Here is a 16,109-nt window from a genome sequence, read left to right on the forward strand (position 1 = left end):
TTCATTGACAGCTGTTACACTCCGTGCTAGATTATTCCTTATATCGCGGCACAATGCCAGTTTTAAGGGAAAAGAGGAGTATTATGAGAAGTACGACAGTGAAAAAAGGTTCTACCCGGGCGGCTCACCGCTCTCTGTTCTATGCGATGGGATATACGGAAGATGAATTGAAGAAGCCCCTGATCGGGATCTGCAATGCCCAGAATGAGATCATTCCCGGCCATATGGATCTGGACCGGATCGCCAAAGCTGTAAAATATGGTGTGCTGGAAAACGGCGGCACCCCTATTGAATTCCCTGCTATCGGCATTTGCGACGGCATCGCCATGGGCCATGACGGGATGAAGTATCCCCTGGCCAGCCGGGAACTGGTGGCGGACAGCATCGAAGCCGTGGCCAACGGCCATGCTTTCGACGCCCTGGTGCTGATCCCCAACTGCGACAAGATCGTCCCCGGGATGCTGATGGCGGCGGCCCGGCTGAACATCCCTACGGTGGTTGTGAGCGGCGGGCCCATGCTCCCCGGCCGCTACCAGGGAAAAGACATCAGCGTCAGCACGGTATTCGAAGCTGCCGGCCGTTTCGAAGCCGGAAGCATCAGCAAAAAGGAACTGTCGGAGATCGAACACTGTGCCTGCCCTGGCTGCGGTTCCTGTGCCGGCCTCTTCACTGCCAACACCATGAATTCCCTGACGGAAGTGCTGGGCATGGGACTGCCGGGCAACGGGACCATCCCGGCTGCCTACCAGGGAGCCCGGATCGCCCTGGCCAAGGAAGCCGGGAAACAGGTGATGGAAATGCTGGCCAAGAATATCTGCCCCAAGGACATCATGACCGCCAAGGCCTTCCGGAACGCCATTACCGTGGATATGGCCATGGGGGGCTCCACCAATACCTGCCTCCATCTGCCGGCCATCGCCCATGAAGCAGGGGTGGACCTGCCGCTGGAACTGTTCGATGAAATCAGCAAGCATACCCCCTACTTGACCAAGCTGAGCCCTGGCGGGACCTTCCATATGATCGACGTGGAAGAAGCCGGCGGGATCCGTGCCGTCATGAACGAACTGGCCAAACACGGCCTGATTGAAAAGGACTGCCTGACCGTCACCGGCAAGACCGTGGGCCAGAACATCAAAGGAGCCAAGATTCTCCGTCCGGAAGTGATCCATACAGTGAAAGACCCCATCCGGAAGACCGGCGGCATCGCCGTGCTGAAAGGGAACATCGCCCGGGACTGCTCCGTGGTGAAAGAAAGCGCCGTGGCTCCGGAAATGCTGAAGCACTCCGGGCCGGCCCGGGTCTTCAATTCAGAAGACGAAGCCATCGAAGCCATCGTGGGCAAGAAAATCAAACCGGGTGACGTAGTGGTGATCCGCTATGAAGGACCCAAGGGCGGTCCTGGCATGCGGGAAATGCTGAATCCCACTGCCGTGATCACCGGCATGGGCCTGGGCAAATCGGTGGCCCTCCTGACCGACGGCCGTTTCTCCGGTGCCACCCAGGGAGCCTGCATCGGCCATATCTCTCCGGAAGCCCGGGAAGGTGGCAATATCGCCCTGATCGAAGAAGGGGACATCATCGACATCGACATCCCCAACCGGACCCTGAACGTACGGGTCAGCGACGAAGAGCTGGCCAAACGGAAAGAGAACTGGGTCTGCCCTCCCCCGAAGGTGAAAAAAGGCTACCTGGCCCGGTACGCCTCCTTGGTATCTTCCGCTGCACAGGGAGCGGTGCTGAAGTATAATTGATGAAAAAGGGGTTGTTGCACGCGCTGATGTGACTCCAAAAAGTTAGACCTTAGTAACGAGATGGTTTTTACTGTCTCGTTACTTTTTTATGCTGCCAGCAAAGAAAGCCTGTATTGAACAGGACTTTTCCAGCCCAGTTTTTCCTTGATCCTTTGTTCGTTATAGTATTTGATGTATCGTTCGATAGCGGCTTTTAGTTCTTCGTAGCTGTAGTAGATCACTCCATAATACATTTCCTGTTTCATTAAGCCGAAAAAGTTTTCCATTACAGCGTTATCATGACAGTTACCCTTTCGAGACATGCTCTGAAAAATTCGTTCTTTTTTTAGTTTCCTGGTATAGGCCTTCATTTGGTATGCCCAGCCCTGATCGGAGTGAAACGTTCTTCGATATGGACAATCAGCAGTAATTTCGATTGCTTCAGCTTGAGCTTCCAGTATGCTTTCAGCCGAAGGACGTTTGGCTATTCCATAGCTGATGATTTCATCATCGAACATGTCCAGGAAAGGATCCAGATAAAGCTTGTGCAGGGTCAGATGTCCCTGTGTATCTACTTCATAATATTTGAATTCTGAAGTATCGGTCGTAATCTTCTGATGTGGGATATTCGTCTCAAAACGACGATGTATTCTATTCGGAGCAATGGTCCCTACCTTACCCTTATAGGAACTGTATTTACGGCTTTTCCGGGTAAAGGATGTTACCTGAAGGCTCAGTTTCTGCATGATACGTTGAACTTTCTTCTTGTTCACGCAAATCCCTTGATTCTTCAGCTCACCGGTCATGCGCCGATATCCATAATCTTTATGCTGGCTGCGGATTTCCTGTATTTTGTCCTCTACTTCCTGGTCTGGATTCACGCGGTCAAACCGTTTCTGCCAGTACATATAGGTCGCTTTGGGCATTTGAGTATAGGAGAGAAGGTCTTTCAATTTGAATGATCTTCGGAGACTGGAGATGATTTTCGCAACTCTCTCATTTTTGCTTCGTCCTCTAAACGCAGTCTCCTCAGTTCTTTTAAAAAAGCATTCTCTATACGGAGTTTAAGATTTTCATCCTCTAACTCCTTGACATGTTCCACACTGATGTCGACCATCGGCTGCTGAACCTGGGTATCTGTTTTTTTGGTTTGAGATTTGTTCAAAGTTCTCTTCCTGCCTTTTTTATGTGACCGTAAAGCATCTGGTCCCGCAATTCTAAATTCATTGACCCATCTGGCAATCATTGATGGGTTGTTGATCCCTACTTGAATTGCTAGTTCCTGATATGAGATTTCATTTGTTAAGTAAGACTCTACCACAGAAAGTTTTTCTTTGAAAGAGTATATTTTTTGAGAGCGGGATCTTTTCAGTCCATCATCACCAAATGCCTTGTAAGCAGCAACCCACTTTAGCAGCTGGCTGCTACTTGCCATCCCATATTTACGTGAAATAGAAATACACCCTTCGTCACTGTTCAAATATTCCAGTACTATTTTTTTCTTAAATTCATAGCTGTGTTTTGCCATAAAAAACTGACCCCCAATTGTTAGATTTTTGGTCTAACAATTGGGGGTCAGCTCACGCAACGTGCAACAACCCCTTTTTCATTTGCTCTCAAAAAACGCTTTGTACGCCCGGTAGGTCTCGTAGGCATCGGCTTTGCTCAACAGGTCATAGGGAGAATGCATGCTCAGCATGGCGGTGCCGCAGTCCACCACCTCGCAGCCCCAGTCCGCCAGCATGAAGGCGATAGTGCCGCCGCCTCCCTGGTCCACCTTCCCCAGTTCCCCGATCTGCCAGGCCACTCCAGCTGCATTGAAGATGGTCCGGATTTTCTGGATGAATTCGCTGTTGGCATCGTTGCTGCCAGCCTTGCCCCGGGCCCCGGTGTATTTGGTCAGGGCGACCCCGTACCCTAGAAGGGCCGCATTGTCCTTCTCTGTCACTTCCGGGAACATGGGATCCAGGCAGCTGTTCACATCCCCGGAAAGCATCTCGCTGTTTTCCATGGTTTCATAAAAGTCCAACAGCGTGCCCCGATCCTGGAGAGCCAGGAGCTTCATGACGAATTTGACGAAGTAAGAAGACTGCATCCCTGTATTCCCGTAGGAACCGATTTCTTCCTTATCCGTAAAGAGGGCCGCCTGGGTCTTCCGGCCGGGAGCGGCTTCCAGGATGGCTTCCAAGTTGGCATAGGAGCACACCCGGTCATCCTGGCCGTAGCCGGTGATCAAGGAACGGTCGAAGCCCACATCCCTGCTTTTCATAGCCGGGACCAATTCCAGTTCCGCCGTGGTGAAGTCCTCTTCTTCCACCCCATAGGTCTGTTCCAAAAGGTCCAGCAGGGCATCCTTCACCTTCTTGTCCTTTTCTGTATGGGTGCCGATCACCGCCTGGAGCTGCTCCCCGGTGACTCCTTCCGCCAAGGTCTTCTTCATCTGGTCCTGGGCCATGTGGATCAATAGATCTGTAATGTAGAATACCGGATCCTTTTCGTCCATGCCGATGTTCACTTCGATGGTCTTTCCCTCTTTGGTATGGATGACCCCTGCCAGGGCCAAGGGGATGCAGGGCCATTGGTACTTCTTGATGCCCCCGTAGTAGTGGGTGCGGAAATACACCACCCCGTCCTGTTCATGGACTGGGTTTCCCTTCAGATCCAGCCGGGGAGAATCGATATGGGAGCCCACGATCTTCAGCCCTTCGTGGACGGGTTCTTCGCCGATGACGGCCAGGATGCAGGCTTTGCCCTTCTGGTTCCAGTAAACTTTGTCCCCGGGCTTCAATTCTTTACAGTCATACAGGGGCCGGAAGCCAGCCTTCTCTGCCTGTGCCAGGATCTCCCGCACTGCCAGCCGTTCAGTTCGTGCCCTGTCCAGGAACGCCTTGTAGCGTTCTCCGTAGGCCATGACTTCTTTCCGCTCTGTATCATCCATCCGCGCCCAGGCGGGAGCTTTTCTGCTGTAAGGTTCATGCATCGTAAAAAACCTCCTATTTCTTTACTGTACTGTGCCCAGTATACCATATTTTACTGGACTACAGGGTTCCTTTTGCCTTGAGGATCCGGTACAAGGATTCATCCACCTGATCCTGGGGCAGCTTCCCTGCCTGGATGGCCCGGGCTATAGCAGCGTGGACCCGGCGGATCTGTTCCGGATCGTGGCACACCATCACCAAGTCCGCCCCGGACAACAGAGCCCGGACCGCCGCTTCTTCCAGGGGCCAGCTGCCCGCAATGGCCCCCATGGTCAGATCGTCGGTCAGGATGAGCCCGTCAAAATGGAGCCGCTTCCGGAGCAGGTCTCCCATGATGGTTTGGGACAAAGAGGCAGGCCATTCCGGATCCAGGGCCGGATAATCCACATGGGTCACCATGATGGCGAACCGAGGATCGGGATATTTTTCCAGGGCCCGGCGGAAGGGCATCAGGTCTTCCCGCTCCAGGGTTTCCCGACTGGCGGAGACCGTGACCCTGCCCTTGTGGGTGTCTTCCTGTCCTTTCCCCAGCCCGGGGAAGTGCTTGAGGCAGGCCATCAGGTGGACCTCCTGGTATCCCGCCAGAGCCTGTTCCACGAAGCTGGCGGCAGTGGCTGGATGGCTGCTGTAGCTGCGGCCGGCACCGCTGCCCACATCCGCCACCGGGGCCAGGTTCAGGTTGAATCCCAGCTGCTTCAGGGCCTTACCGGTTTTTGCCGCCCATTTCCGGGCTTCTTCCGGTTTCCCGGCAGCCCCGATGGAAGCCTGGGAAGGTGGGGCCGGCAGGCTGTCCTTCATCCGGGCCACTTGACCTCCCTCTTCGTCCAGGCCGATGAACAGAGGCATCTTGCCGGCCAAAGCCTGGAGACGCCTGTTCAATTCCTTCACCTGGGCGGGGCTTTCCATGTTCCGGTCAAAAAGGATCACACCCCCGTAGGGATGATCCTTCATCTCCTGCTGGAAAGAAGTGGAGGGAGAAACGCCGTCCATCCCCACCAGCATCAGCTGTCCGGCTTTTTCCTCAGGGGTCATGGTGGCGATTCTTGCGGCGATAGGGTCCAATTCCGCCGGCTGTCCCGTCCCCGGTTCCTCTGGAAAACGGGGCCGCAGCACCATCCCCACCACAGCCGTCAAGAGGATGCAAAAAATACAAAGCCAGAGTTTTTTCATTTTATTTCCTCATAGTAAAAAGAACCCGTCTGTTGAGGCGGGTTCTTTCCTTCGGCCGCTGACCATTGACAGCTGACCGCTGACAGGCTGCGCAGCAGCCCTTATTTGTTCAAAAACACCGGTTTCCGTTTTTCCAGGAACGCCTTCATGCCTTCCTTCTGGTCCAGTGTAGCGAAACAGGTCCCGAACACCTGGGCTTCGTAGCTGAGGCTGGATTCCAGATCCATGCTTGCGCCCCGGTTGATGGCATCCTTCGCGCTGGCAATGGCAATGGGTGCTTTTTTCATGATCTTCCGGCAGATTTCTTCGCAGGCAGGGATCAGCTGATCCGGTTCCACCACCCGGTTCACCAGGCCGATCCGGAAAGCTTCCTGGGCATCCACCATGGCACCGGTATAGATCATTTCCTTGGCATAGCCCTTCCCGATCAGACGGGACAGGCGCTGGGAGCCGCCGAATCCAGGGATGATCCCATAGTTCACTTCCGGCTGGCCAAATTTGGCCGTAGTAGAAGCAAACCGGAAATCGCAGGCCAGAGCCAGTTCACAGCCGCCCCCTAAGGCATAGCCGTTGACGGCAGCCACCGCAACCACCGGCAGCTTTTCAATGGCATCGAACACTTCATGGCCCAGGTTGGAGAAGTCTCTCCCTTCCACTGCTGTCATGGTGCTCATGGCTTTCAGATCCGCACCGGCTACGAAAGCCTTTTCGCCGGCACCCCGGATGATCACTGCTTTGACCTCCGGATCCGTTGCCAAGCGATTGAAGCAGTCTTTCATTTCCTGCAGGGTGGCGGTATCCAGGGCATTCAGGAATTTCGGACGGTTGACAGATACTGTAGTCACACCGTCATCTGCAATTTCCACCAACAAATTTTTATATTCGTACATGGGTGACACCCCTATTCAGATTATTTCTTGTTGTATTCGTAGAAGCCCTTGCCGGTCTTCCGGCCCAGGTATCCAGCTTCCACCATTTTCCGCAGGAGAGGAGCCGGACGGTACTTGGGATCGCCGAAGCCCTTGTACAGCACTTCCATAATGGCCAGTACCGTATCGTTGCCGATCAGGTCGGACAGTGCCAGAGGCCCCATGGGATGGTTGAAGCCCAGTTTGGCCACGGCATCGATATCTTCGGCACTGGCAACCCCTTCACTCAGGGTGAAGATGGCTTCGTTGATCATGGGGATCATGATCCGGTTGCCTACGAAACCAGGAGCATCGTTGACTTTCACTGGGTTCTTATCCAGCGCCTTGGCCAGTTCATAGACTTTGTTGAAGGTATCTTCGGAAGTCCCCAGTCCCTTGGTCACTTCCACCAGCTTCATCACAGGAGCTGGGTTGAAGAAATGCATGCCGATGAATTTGTCCGGACGGGAAGTCCCGGCAGCCAGCATCGTGATGGAAACAGAAGAAGTATTGCTGGCAATGATGGCATCTTTCGGCATCTTTTCATCCAATTCCTTGAAGATCCCTTGTTTGATCTTGATGTTTTCCGTAGCCGCTTCAATGGCCAGGTGCACATCGCAGTTTTCCGGAGTCAGTTCCACCACGCCGTGGATCCGTGCCAGAGTGGCCTTTTTGTCCTCTTCGGTGATCCGGCCCTTAGCCACACTGTGGGCCAGGTTCTTTTCGATGTTCCCCAGTCCCCGGTCGACGAATTCTTGTTTGATGTCCCGCAGGGTCACTTCCACACCATGGGCCGCCATGACCTGAGCGATCCCGCTGCCCATCTGACCGGCGCCGATAACCATGACTTTCTTCAGTTCCATAAGAAAAGATCTCCTTTACAATGAATTTAGAAATCTCTAAAAATCCAGGAACTTTTCTGTAGAAAAGTCCCTGGGTAAAGGAAGGGCTGGCAAAACACCAGCCCCCCTTGTTCCTTCTTCCTTATCGAAAGAAATTATTTTTTCTTGTCCTTCAGCAGAGCACGGGAAGTCACGATCCGCATAACCTGGTTGGTGCCTTCGTAGATCTGGGTGATCTTGGCATTCCGCATGTAGCGTTCTGCAGGGTAATCCACGGTGTAGCCATAGCCGCCGAAGATCTGTACCGCATCGGTGGTCACTTCCATGGCCACATCGGAAGCGAAGCATTTTGCCATGGCAGCTGCTTCGGAATAAGGTTTCCCTTCGTTCTTCAGCATGGCAGCATGGTATACCAGATACCGGGCAGCTTCGATCTTGGTAGCCATATCGGCCATCATGAACTGCAGAGCCTGGAATTTGGAAATAGGACGGCCGAACTGTTCCCGTTCCTTGGAATATTTCACAGCAGCAGCCAGAGCGCCTTCTGCAATGCCCAGAGCCTGAGCAGCTACGCCGATACGGCCGCCATCCAGGGTTTCCATGGCAATCTTGAAGCCTTCCCCTTCTTTGCCCAACAGGTTTTCTTTGGGGACTTCGCAGTCTTCAAAGATCAATTCTGCGGTGATGGAGGTATGGCCGCCCATCTTGTCTTCCACTTTGCCGAAACGGAACCCGGGCATGCCCTTTTCCAGGATGAAAGCAGAAATCCCATGTACGCCCTGGCTCTTGTCGGTCATGGCGAATACCACGTAGGTATCAGCTTCCTTGCCGTTGGTGATGAAGATCTTGGAGCCGTTCAGGATGTATTTGTCACCCTTCAGGACAGCTGTGGTCTGCTGAGCGGAAGCATCGGTCCCGGCAGAAGGTTCGGTCAGGCCGAATGCCCCTACGTGGGTCCCTTCAGCAATGGGGGCCAGGTATTTCTGTTTCTGTTCTTCCGTCCCGAACATGTAAATCGGGGTAGCACACAGAGAAACGTTGGCGCTGAGGGTGATACCGGTACCATCATCTACTTTGGACATTTCTTCCACTGCCAGGATGTAGCTCAGGACATCCAGGCCCATGCCGCCGTATTCTTCCGGGAAGCAGATGCCGCAGAACCCGGCTTCACCCATCTTATCGATCAGTTTCCGATCCCAGATATGGGCTTTGTCTCTTTCTTCTACCGTAGGAGCCAGGAATTTTTCAGCAAATTCCGCAGCCATATCTTTGATCATCTGTTGGTCTTCAGTCAGGTTAAAATCCATAGTGATATACCTCTTTCCTCTTTTTTCCTTTTTGTAAGGATATTTTTTAGAGGGAACCCCGCTTCAGGAAGCAGTGCTCCCTGGATTGCTTAGAGCATTTCCACAACAGTGGCCGTTCCCATGCCGCCGCCGATGCAGAGGGTAGCCAGCCCGCGTTTCTTGTCTCTGTGTTTCAGGGCATACAGCAGGGTGACCAGGATCCGGGCACCGGAAGCACCGATGGGATGGCCCAGGGCGATGGCCCCGCCGTTCACATTGGTCTTGGCCCAATCCAGCTGCAGTTCCCGGCCCACTTCCACAGTCTGGGCGGCGAAAGCTTCGTTGGCTTCCACCAGATCCATGTCCTTCACTTCCAGTCCGGCTTTAGCCAGGGCCTTCCGGCTGGCAGGGATGGGTCCGATCCCCATGATGGCAGGATCCACACCGGCAGAAGCATAGGATACGATCTTGGCCATAGGTTTGATCCCCAGTTCTTTGGCTTTGTCAGCGCTCATGATGACCAGAGCAGCAGCGCCATCGTTCAGGCCGGAAGCGTTGCCGGCGGTGACAGTGCCGCCTTTCTTGAAGGCTGGGCGCAGTTTGGCCAGGACTTCCATAGTGGTCCCCTCTTTGGGGAATTCATCGGTATCGAAGACTTTTTCGCCTTTTTTCGTTTTAATGGTCACAGGGACGATTTCTTCTTTGAAAGCACCGCTCTTGATGGCTTCGATGGCTCTCTGCTGAGAACGGCAGGCCACTTCATCCTGGTCTTCCCGGGTGACGCCGAATTTTTCAGCGACGTTTTCAGAAGTGATGCCCATGTGGTAATCATTGAAAGCATCCCACAGGCCGTCCCGGATCATCACGTCCACCATTTTCTGGTCACCCATCTTCAGGCCCCAACGGGCTTTCCCAGGGACCGTGAAAGGTGCATTGGACATGCTTTCCATGCCGCCGGCTACTACGATGTCATTGTCGCCGGCCAGGATGGACTGGGCAGCCAGTTCCACGCATTTCAGCCCGGAACCGCAGACTTTATTGACCGTAAATGCAGGGACTTCCACCGGCAGTCCGGCAAAGATGGCAGCTTGTCTTGCAGGGTTTTGGCCCAGGCCTGCCTGCAGCACGTTCCCCATGATGACTTCATCCACCTGTTCCGGCTTCAAAGCAGCCCGGTCCAGGGCTTCCTTGATGACTACGGCACCCATCTGAGGAGCAGAGAGCGGGGTCAGGCTTCCGCCAAATTTCCCGATAGCCGTTCTTACAGCACTTGCAATGACAACTTCACGCATAACAAAACCATCCCTTCTAAAATTGAATTAGAAACAAACAGTATTGCATCCATACAGCAGCACTCCGGGGGCGTTTCCCCTCCTGCCGCCACACTGATTGGTTCAGGCAAATTGCAATCAGGGTTTTCTTATGGACTTGATTATACACTAATTATAGCGCAAAGGGAAGCCTCCAGTTTTCTGAAAATTGGCTGTTTACCATCTGATGAAAAAATTACGAAAAAATGTCCATACCAAGATGGCTCCTACACCCACCAAAGCAAAGCCCAAGAGGGTGGGCAGCAGGAATACCACCCCCAGGAGCAGGGCGGTCGCCACCAGCACCAGCCGGGCATTCATCTTCACCAATTCCCAGATACCCCGCCACTTGGCCTTTTTGGCCTCTTTTTCCTGCTGACGGCGCAGATCTTCCCGGTCGTAGACCCTCCAGTCCCCATCTCGGGGGCCTTCCCGGCCGGTCTCAATAGTCACCCCTTCAAAAGCATCCCTTTCTTCCTCGCTCATCACCTGGGCTTCCACGTCTTCATTGGGCGTACCGCAGCCCGGACAGGCTTCCATATCGTCCGGATATTCCAATCCGCAATGCTTACAGATCATAACTTACTCCTACACAAATTTAGAAAACAGCATCAGGAACCCCATTTCATCCAAGTAACGGGGGTCCGAGGGTTCCAGTTTCAGCTGGTTCCGGATTTCCATATATGCCCGGGTCAGATCCCGGTGAGGGATCCCAAAGGTTTCCAGATAGAAAGGCTTCTTCTGGGCCGCCCGTTTCTCATTGATCTCCAGGAAGTTTTCCACCAGGGCCGCCGCCCACACCTGGGGTTCATAGGCTCCCGTATACGGCTCTCTTTTCTGGAAGTCCGCCCACATGTGGCGGATGAGCCGGATGTCATACTCGCTGCGTCCACTGACCAGGAGGATTTCCTGGATGAGTTTTTCCACCGGAGAAAGTTCCTCCGGAAGGGCAACCGGCAGATAGTCCAGCTGCTTCGTTGCATAGGGAAACCGGCAGCCAGCGGGATTTTTCCCCATGAGCCTCAGCACCTGGCGGCAGACCAGGGCATGGCGGGAAAGGAATTCCGACCAATCCGCACCGGGGAGCTGGATATCGTACCAGTCCCGGCATTCTGCCAGCACTTCCAGGAGCCGTTTCCGGGCCAGAGGCTTCAAGTTGTAGCTTTGGAGATAATTCATCCCCATACTCCGGTTGTAGAACACATGGCCCATCATGACCCGGTCCTCCAGCGGCGCCTCTCCCTCCAGAGAGAAGCTCAAGTAATAGGGTTCCCCTGTGAGGAAATCCCGGCAGACATACCGGTACTCATCCACTGCCTCCTCGATGGTGAAAATAGACAGGAAACCCATGCACAGTTCATTCACCAGCTGGAGATAGGCGCTGTGCCCGTTTTTCCGGAAATATTCCAAGGGGGTCAGATCGCCTTCAATCAGGTGGTAATCGAAGAGGAAATAATCCCAGTAACCCCGCCAGAAGGCATCCATTCCATCGTTTTCCAGGTCCAGGGTCCCCAGAGCTGTTTCATACAAAGTGACGGAACGTTCAAAATCCAGGTTGAATTCATCCTTCTGGAAAAACTGATGGATTTCTTCCATCACACCATGGAGGGCTTCCCCTGCATTCAGGAACACCCTGCCTTCCGGCGGCGGGGCGCTCCTTTCTTCCCTGGCTTCTTCCCCAGGCAGGTACTCCCCGTTTTCGTCGATGATGGCCAAGGTCCCGTCATCCCGGAGCAGCTGTTCCCGGGCCAGATAAGGAGCCAGGGAACTGGACAGTTTCCCCTGCTGCTTCAGGAACACGAAAAAACTGCCCAAGGTATCCAAGAAATCCCGTACCGAAGCATAGGAAACCTGGAAATCTACCACATTCCGTCCGCACCAGGAAACCAGATCCACAATGTCGTCTTCTGTCATTTCGTCCAGGGTCATTTCTGCGTTCTCTATGTAGATGCACAGCATCACCAGCTGTTCCCACTGATGCTGCATGGCCGGGTCATCCACACCATGCCACCCCAGGTTCCGGAAGTACGCTTCCACGTCTTCCTGAGGCAGCACCATTTCCCAGCCGCTGTCATTGGTGTAAAAATTTTCTATTGCGTCATAGACATTCGGCATTGTTCGTCACCTTACTTCAGATTGTTTGCTGTGATCAGGCCCTCATTCCAGGATCCGGGAAGGACAGAAATCCACCACCGGACAGGCACTGCACTCCGGTTTCCGGGCCTTGCAGATTTTCCGTCCATGCCAGATGAACCAGTGGTGGGCTTCCCCCCACTGGGACCGCGGGATCAGCTTCATCAAGTCCTGTTCCACGGCCAGGGGATCATTCCCATCCGAAAGACCCAGCCGGTGGGCCACCCGGAACACATGGGTATCCACGGCGATGGCCGGCTGGCCAAAGGCCACGCTGAGCATCACGTCCGCCGTTTTCCGCCCCACCCCGGGGAGACTCAGGAGGCTTTTCATATCCTGAGGCACTTCCGAGTGGAACTCTTCCACCAGTTTCCGGCAAAGACCCAGGAGGTTCCGGGCCTTGGAACGGAACAGGCCGCAGTCCCGGATCTTTTCCTCCAGCTGTTCCTGGGTCAGGGCACCCAGCTTTTCCGGTGTATTGAATTCCGGGAACAGCCGGGCCGTCACTTTATTCACCCGTTCATCGGTGCACTGGGCCGAAAGGACCACAGCCACCAGCAGTTCAAAAGGCGACCCGTAATGGAGGGCCGTCCCCTGTCCCCGATAGGTTTCCTCCAGTCCTTTGAGGATGGCCTGCACCCTTTCTTTCTTCCGCATCAGTTGGTCAGGCTCCGTACCGGTGCCGGGATCCGTCCGCCCCGATGGATGAACACATCGGGTTTGAAGGAGTTCACGGCAATGATGGGAGCATAGCCCAGGAGCCCGCCGAATTCCACCTTGTCCCCCACCTTCTTGCCGGGTACAGGGATCAGCCGGACGGCGGTGGTCTTGTTGTTGATCATCCCCACTGCCGCTTCGTCGGCGATAACCGCAGAAATGGTCTCTGCCGTGGTGTCCCCCGGCACTGCGATCATATCCAGGCCCACAGAGCAGACGCAGGTCATGGCTTCCAGTTTCTCAATGGTCAGAGACCCTTTTTCCACAGCAGCGATCATGCCTGCATCTTCAGAAACAGGGATGAAGGCGCCGCTCAGGCCGCCCACATAGCTGGAAGCCATGAGACCGCCCTTTTTCACCGCATCATTGAGCATGGCCAGGGCCGCCGTAGTGCCCGGGCAGCCGCAGGATTCCAGGCCGATTTCTTCCAGGATATGGGCCACGGAATCCCCTACCGCCGGAGTGGGCGCCAGGGAAAGATCGATGATCCCGAACTGGGTATCCAGCCGTTTGGCCGCTTCCTGGGCCACCAATTGGCCCACCCGGGTGATCTTGAAGGCAGTTTTCTTGATGGTTTCCGCCACCACACCGATATCTTCTCCCCGGACCGCTTCCAGGGCATGTTTCACCACACCGGGCCCGGATACCCCTACATTGATGACCGTTTCCGGTTCCGTGACCCCGTGGAAAGCGCCGGCCATGAACGGGTTGTCCTGGACCGGGTTGCAGAAGATCACCAGTTTGGCACAGCCCAGGGCATCCTGATCTGCCGTGAGACGGGCAGTTTCCTTCACCACCTGGCCCATTTCCCGGACGGCGTCCATATTGATGCCGGCCTTGGTGGAGCCGATGGCCACGGAAGAGCAGACGATGTCCGTGGTGGCAAGGGCTTCCGGGATGGATTTGATCAAAGTCCGATCGCCGTGGGTATAGCCCTTTTCCACCAGGGCGCTGAAGCCTCCGATGAAGTTGACCCCCACCGCTTTGGCTGCGTCATCCAAGGCCTTAGCCAGGGGCACGTAGCTGTCAGTCTGGCAGGATTCCCCCACCAGAGAAATGGGAGTCACGGAAATCCGTTTGTGGATGATGGGCACTCCCAGCTCCGCTTCCAGCTCTTCTCCCACCTTCACCAGGTTCCGGGCTTTGTCCGTGATCTTCTCATAAATCTTCCGGGCGCAGACCTTCACATCCGGATCTGCACAGTCCCTGAGGCTGATGCCCATGGTGATGGTCCGCACATCCAGGTTGTTCTGGGTGATCATCCGGGTGGTTTCCAGTACATCTTTGATTTCGTAAAACATGGATGGGCCTCCTTAGATCCGGTGCATGGCCGTAAAGATCTGTTCGCTCTGGACCCGGATCTCCACACCCAGTTCCTTGCCCAGGGCCGTGGCCTTTTCCTTCAGGGTTTCTACAGAAACCTTTGCGTTGTCCAAGTCGCCGATCAGGACCATGTTGAAGAAGCCGTCATCGATGTTCTGGTTGATGTTCAGGATATTCACATTGTTTTCAGCCAGCAGGGTGCTCGCCTTGGCAATGATGCCCACTCTGTCTACACCTACAATTGTCATAACGATACGCATAAGCTAACATCCTTTCTTTTTCAGGGACTCCGGGATTTGTTTATACAGGAGTTTACAATTTATTATACGATAAATTTCCATCAGCTTCAATGTTACTGACAGAATCCACGAGAATTTCACGATTTTCCGCGGAGGGTGGAATGGGGAAACGTTTCGCGCAAAGGGAGACCAAGTGCTCCCTTATTTGCCTTCGAACACCAAGGAAGAGGTCAGACCGGCCCTTACGGGCCTTTCAGATGTCAGACATCAGCTTGTCCGCAATAAGCAGAACGGGCCTGAATCCAATCCCGACAAAGCTGACGTCTGATGTCTCAAGGCCCCTTGGGGCCGTGTCTGAAACCGCTGCAGGCCCATTCCCCATTCCGTATCATATGAAACAAACATTCTCCCACATAACGATAAAATTATTCGACTTAAATCCCATCCTGTGATATGATAGGAGTACAGATTTTTACTGTTTATTTTCAAGGAGGATGGATCATGCAGGAATACAAACCCGTTAAATCTGGGAAAGTTCGTGAAATCTACGATCTGGGCGACAGCCTGATCATGGTGGCTTCCGACCGGATCTCCGCGTTCGACCACATTCTGAAAAACACCATTACCGACAAAGGGGCCGTCCTGACCCAGATGTCCAAATTCTGGTTCGACTATACCAAAGACATCATCCCCAACCATATGATCAGTGTGGATCCTGCGGATATGCCTGAATTCTTCCAGACTCCAGAATTCGCCGGCAAGAGCATGAAATGCCGGAAGCTGAACATGATCCCGGTGGAATGCATCGTCCGGGGATACATCACCGGAAGCGGCTGGGAATCCTACAAAGAAAACGGCACGGTCTGCGGCATCAAGATGCCGGAAGGGCTGAAAGAATGCCAGAAACTCCCTGAACCTCTCTTCACCCCCAGCACCAAAGCAGAACTGGGCGACCACGATGAAAACATCACCGAAGAACAGTGCGTCACCTACCTGGAAAAGATCTTCCCGGGAAAGGGTGCGGAATACACCAAGGCCATCAAGGATGCTACCATCGCCCTCTATAAGAAATGTGCTGATTATGCTTACCAGAGAGGCATCATCATCGCAGATACCAAATTCGAATTCGGCCTGAACGAAAAAGGAGAAGTAGTCCTGGGAGACGAAATGCTCACTCCGGACAGCTCCCGTTTCTGGCCTCTGGAAGGCTATGAAGCCGGCAAGACCCAGCCTTCTTACGACAAGCAGTTCGTCCGTGACTGGCTGAAAGCCAACCCGGACAGCGACTATCTGCTGCCCCAGGATGTAATCGACAAGACCATTGCTAAATATAAAGAAGCCTACGAAATGCTCACCGGGAAGAAGTTCGGAGAGTAATCGAAAAAAGCTGCCGCCCAGTGCGGCAGCTTTTTTATGATCAGAAAGATGTCAGACCGGCCTTTCAGGCCTTTCAGGAGTCAGAGGTCAGCTTGC

At 54.0% G+C, this 16,109-nt stretch carries 15 protein-coding genes; 2 read left to right on the forward strand and 13 right to left on the reverse strand.

The window, feature by feature from the left end; genetic code table 11:
* Positions 1-83: 83 nt before the first annotated feature.
* Positions 84-1,751: a dihydroxy-acid dehydratase gene (ilvD, locus tag BQ2657_RS10775; protein WP_075580611.1), complete on the forward strand. Its 1,668-nt coding sequence runs from the start codon at positions 84-86 to the stop codon at positions 1,749-1,751.
* Between the two features lie 86 nt (positions 1,752-1,837).
* Here the strand turns inward: ilvD and BQ2657_RS13775 are convergent, their stop codons facing one another.
* The 13 genes from BQ2657_RS13775 to BQ2657_RS10840 form a co-directional block, all read right to left on the reverse strand.
* Positions 1,838-2,713, reverse strand: coding sequence for an IS3 family transposase (locus tag BQ2657_RS13775; RefSeq protein WP_408607743.1), 876 nt, complete (start codon positions 2,711-2,713; stop codon positions 1,838-1,840).
* A complete protein-coding gene (locus BQ2657_RS13780; protein WP_075578809.1) occupies positions 2,680-3,258 on the reverse strand; it encodes a helix-turn-helix domain-containing protein in 579 nt (192 codons plus the stop codon). The genes BQ2657_RS13775 and BQ2657_RS13780 overlap by 34 nt, the downstream gene beginning before the upstream one ends.
* Before the next feature lie 78 nt (positions 3,259-3,336).
* Positions 3,337-4,710, reverse strand: a complete 1,374-nt coding sequence (locus BQ2657_RS10790; RefSeq protein ID WP_075580612.1) for an aminopeptidase — start codon at positions 4,708-4,710, stop codon at positions 3,337-3,339.
* 58 nt (positions 4,711-4,768) lie between these two features.
* Positions 4,769-5,878 (reverse strand): glycoside hydrolase family 3 N-terminal domain-containing protein, encoded by a 1,110-nt coding sequence (locus BQ2657_RS10795; protein ID WP_075580613.1) that lies wholly within the window; start codon positions 5,876-5,878, stop codon positions 4,769-4,771.
* Positions 5,879-5,979: 101 nt separating this feature from the next.
* Positions 5,980-6,768: an enoyl-CoA hydratase-related protein gene (locus tag BQ2657_RS10800; protein ID WP_075580614.1), complete on the reverse strand. Its 789-nt coding sequence runs from the start codon at positions 6,766-6,768 to the stop codon at positions 5,980-5,982.
* 20 nt (positions 6,769-6,788) lie between these two features.
* Positions 6,789-7,649 (reverse strand): 3-hydroxybutyryl-CoA dehydrogenase, encoded by an 861-nt coding sequence (locus BQ2657_RS10805; protein WP_075580615.1) that lies wholly within the window; start codon positions 7,647-7,649, stop codon positions 6,789-6,791.
* 134 nt (positions 7,650-7,783) lie between these two features.
* Complete coding sequence (locus tag BQ2657_RS10810) at positions 7,784-8,935, reverse strand: acyl-CoA dehydrogenase (RefSeq protein ID WP_075580616.1); 1,152 nt, start codon at positions 8,933-8,935, stop codon at positions 7,784-7,786.
* Between the two features lie 89 nt (positions 8,936-9,024).
* Positions 9,025-10,206, reverse strand: coding sequence for an acetyl-CoA C-acetyltransferase (locus BQ2657_RS10815; protein WP_075580617.1), 1,182 nt, complete (start codon positions 10,204-10,206; stop codon positions 9,025-9,027).
* A gap of 195 nt (positions 10,207-10,401) precedes the next feature.
* On the reverse strand, positions 10,402-10,803 hold the full coding sequence (locus tag BQ2657_RS10820) for a zinc ribbon domain-containing protein (protein ID WP_075580618.1): 402 nt from the start codon (positions 10,801-10,803) through the stop codon (positions 10,402-10,404).
* A gap of 9 nt (positions 10,804-10,812) precedes the next feature.
* Complete coding sequence (locus BQ2657_RS10825; RefSeq protein ID WP_075580619.1) at positions 10,813-12,339, reverse strand: hypothetical protein; 1,527 nt, start codon at positions 12,337-12,339, stop codon at positions 10,813-10,815.
* 42 nt (positions 12,340-12,381) lie between these two features.
* A complete protein-coding gene (gene nth / locus BQ2657_RS10830; RefSeq protein ID WP_075580620.1) occupies positions 12,382-13,014 on the reverse strand; it encodes an endonuclease III in 633 nt (210 codons plus the stop codon).
* A complete protein-coding gene (locus tag BQ2657_RS10835; protein ID WP_075580621.1) occupies positions 13,014-14,375 on the reverse strand; it encodes a PFL family protein in 1,362 nt (453 codons plus the stop codon). The genes nth and BQ2657_RS10835 overlap by 1 nt, the downstream gene beginning before the upstream one ends.
* Before the next feature lie 12 nt (positions 14,376-14,387).
* Complete coding sequence (locus BQ2657_RS10840) at positions 14,388-14,657, reverse strand: ACT domain-containing protein (RefSeq protein WP_075580622.1); 270 nt, start codon at positions 14,655-14,657, stop codon at positions 14,388-14,390.
* Positions 14,658-15,137: 480 nt separating this feature from the next.
* On the opposite strand from BQ2657_RS10840, the gene BQ2657_RS10845 reads away from it, so the two are divergent.
* Positions 15,138-16,013 carry a phosphoribosylaminoimidazolesuccinocarboxamide synthase gene (locus BQ2657_RS10845; RefSeq protein WP_075580623.1) on the forward strand — a complete coding sequence of 292 codons (876 nt, stop codon included), beginning with the start codon at positions 15,138-15,140 and terminating at the stop codon, positions 16,011-16,013.
* Positions 16,014-16,109: the final 96 nt, after the last annotated feature.

Source organism: Acidaminococcus massiliensis (assembly GCF_900095825.1).
Lineage (GTDB): Bacteria > Bacillota > Negativicutes > Acidaminococcales > Acidaminococcaceae > Acidaminococcus > Acidaminococcus massiliensis.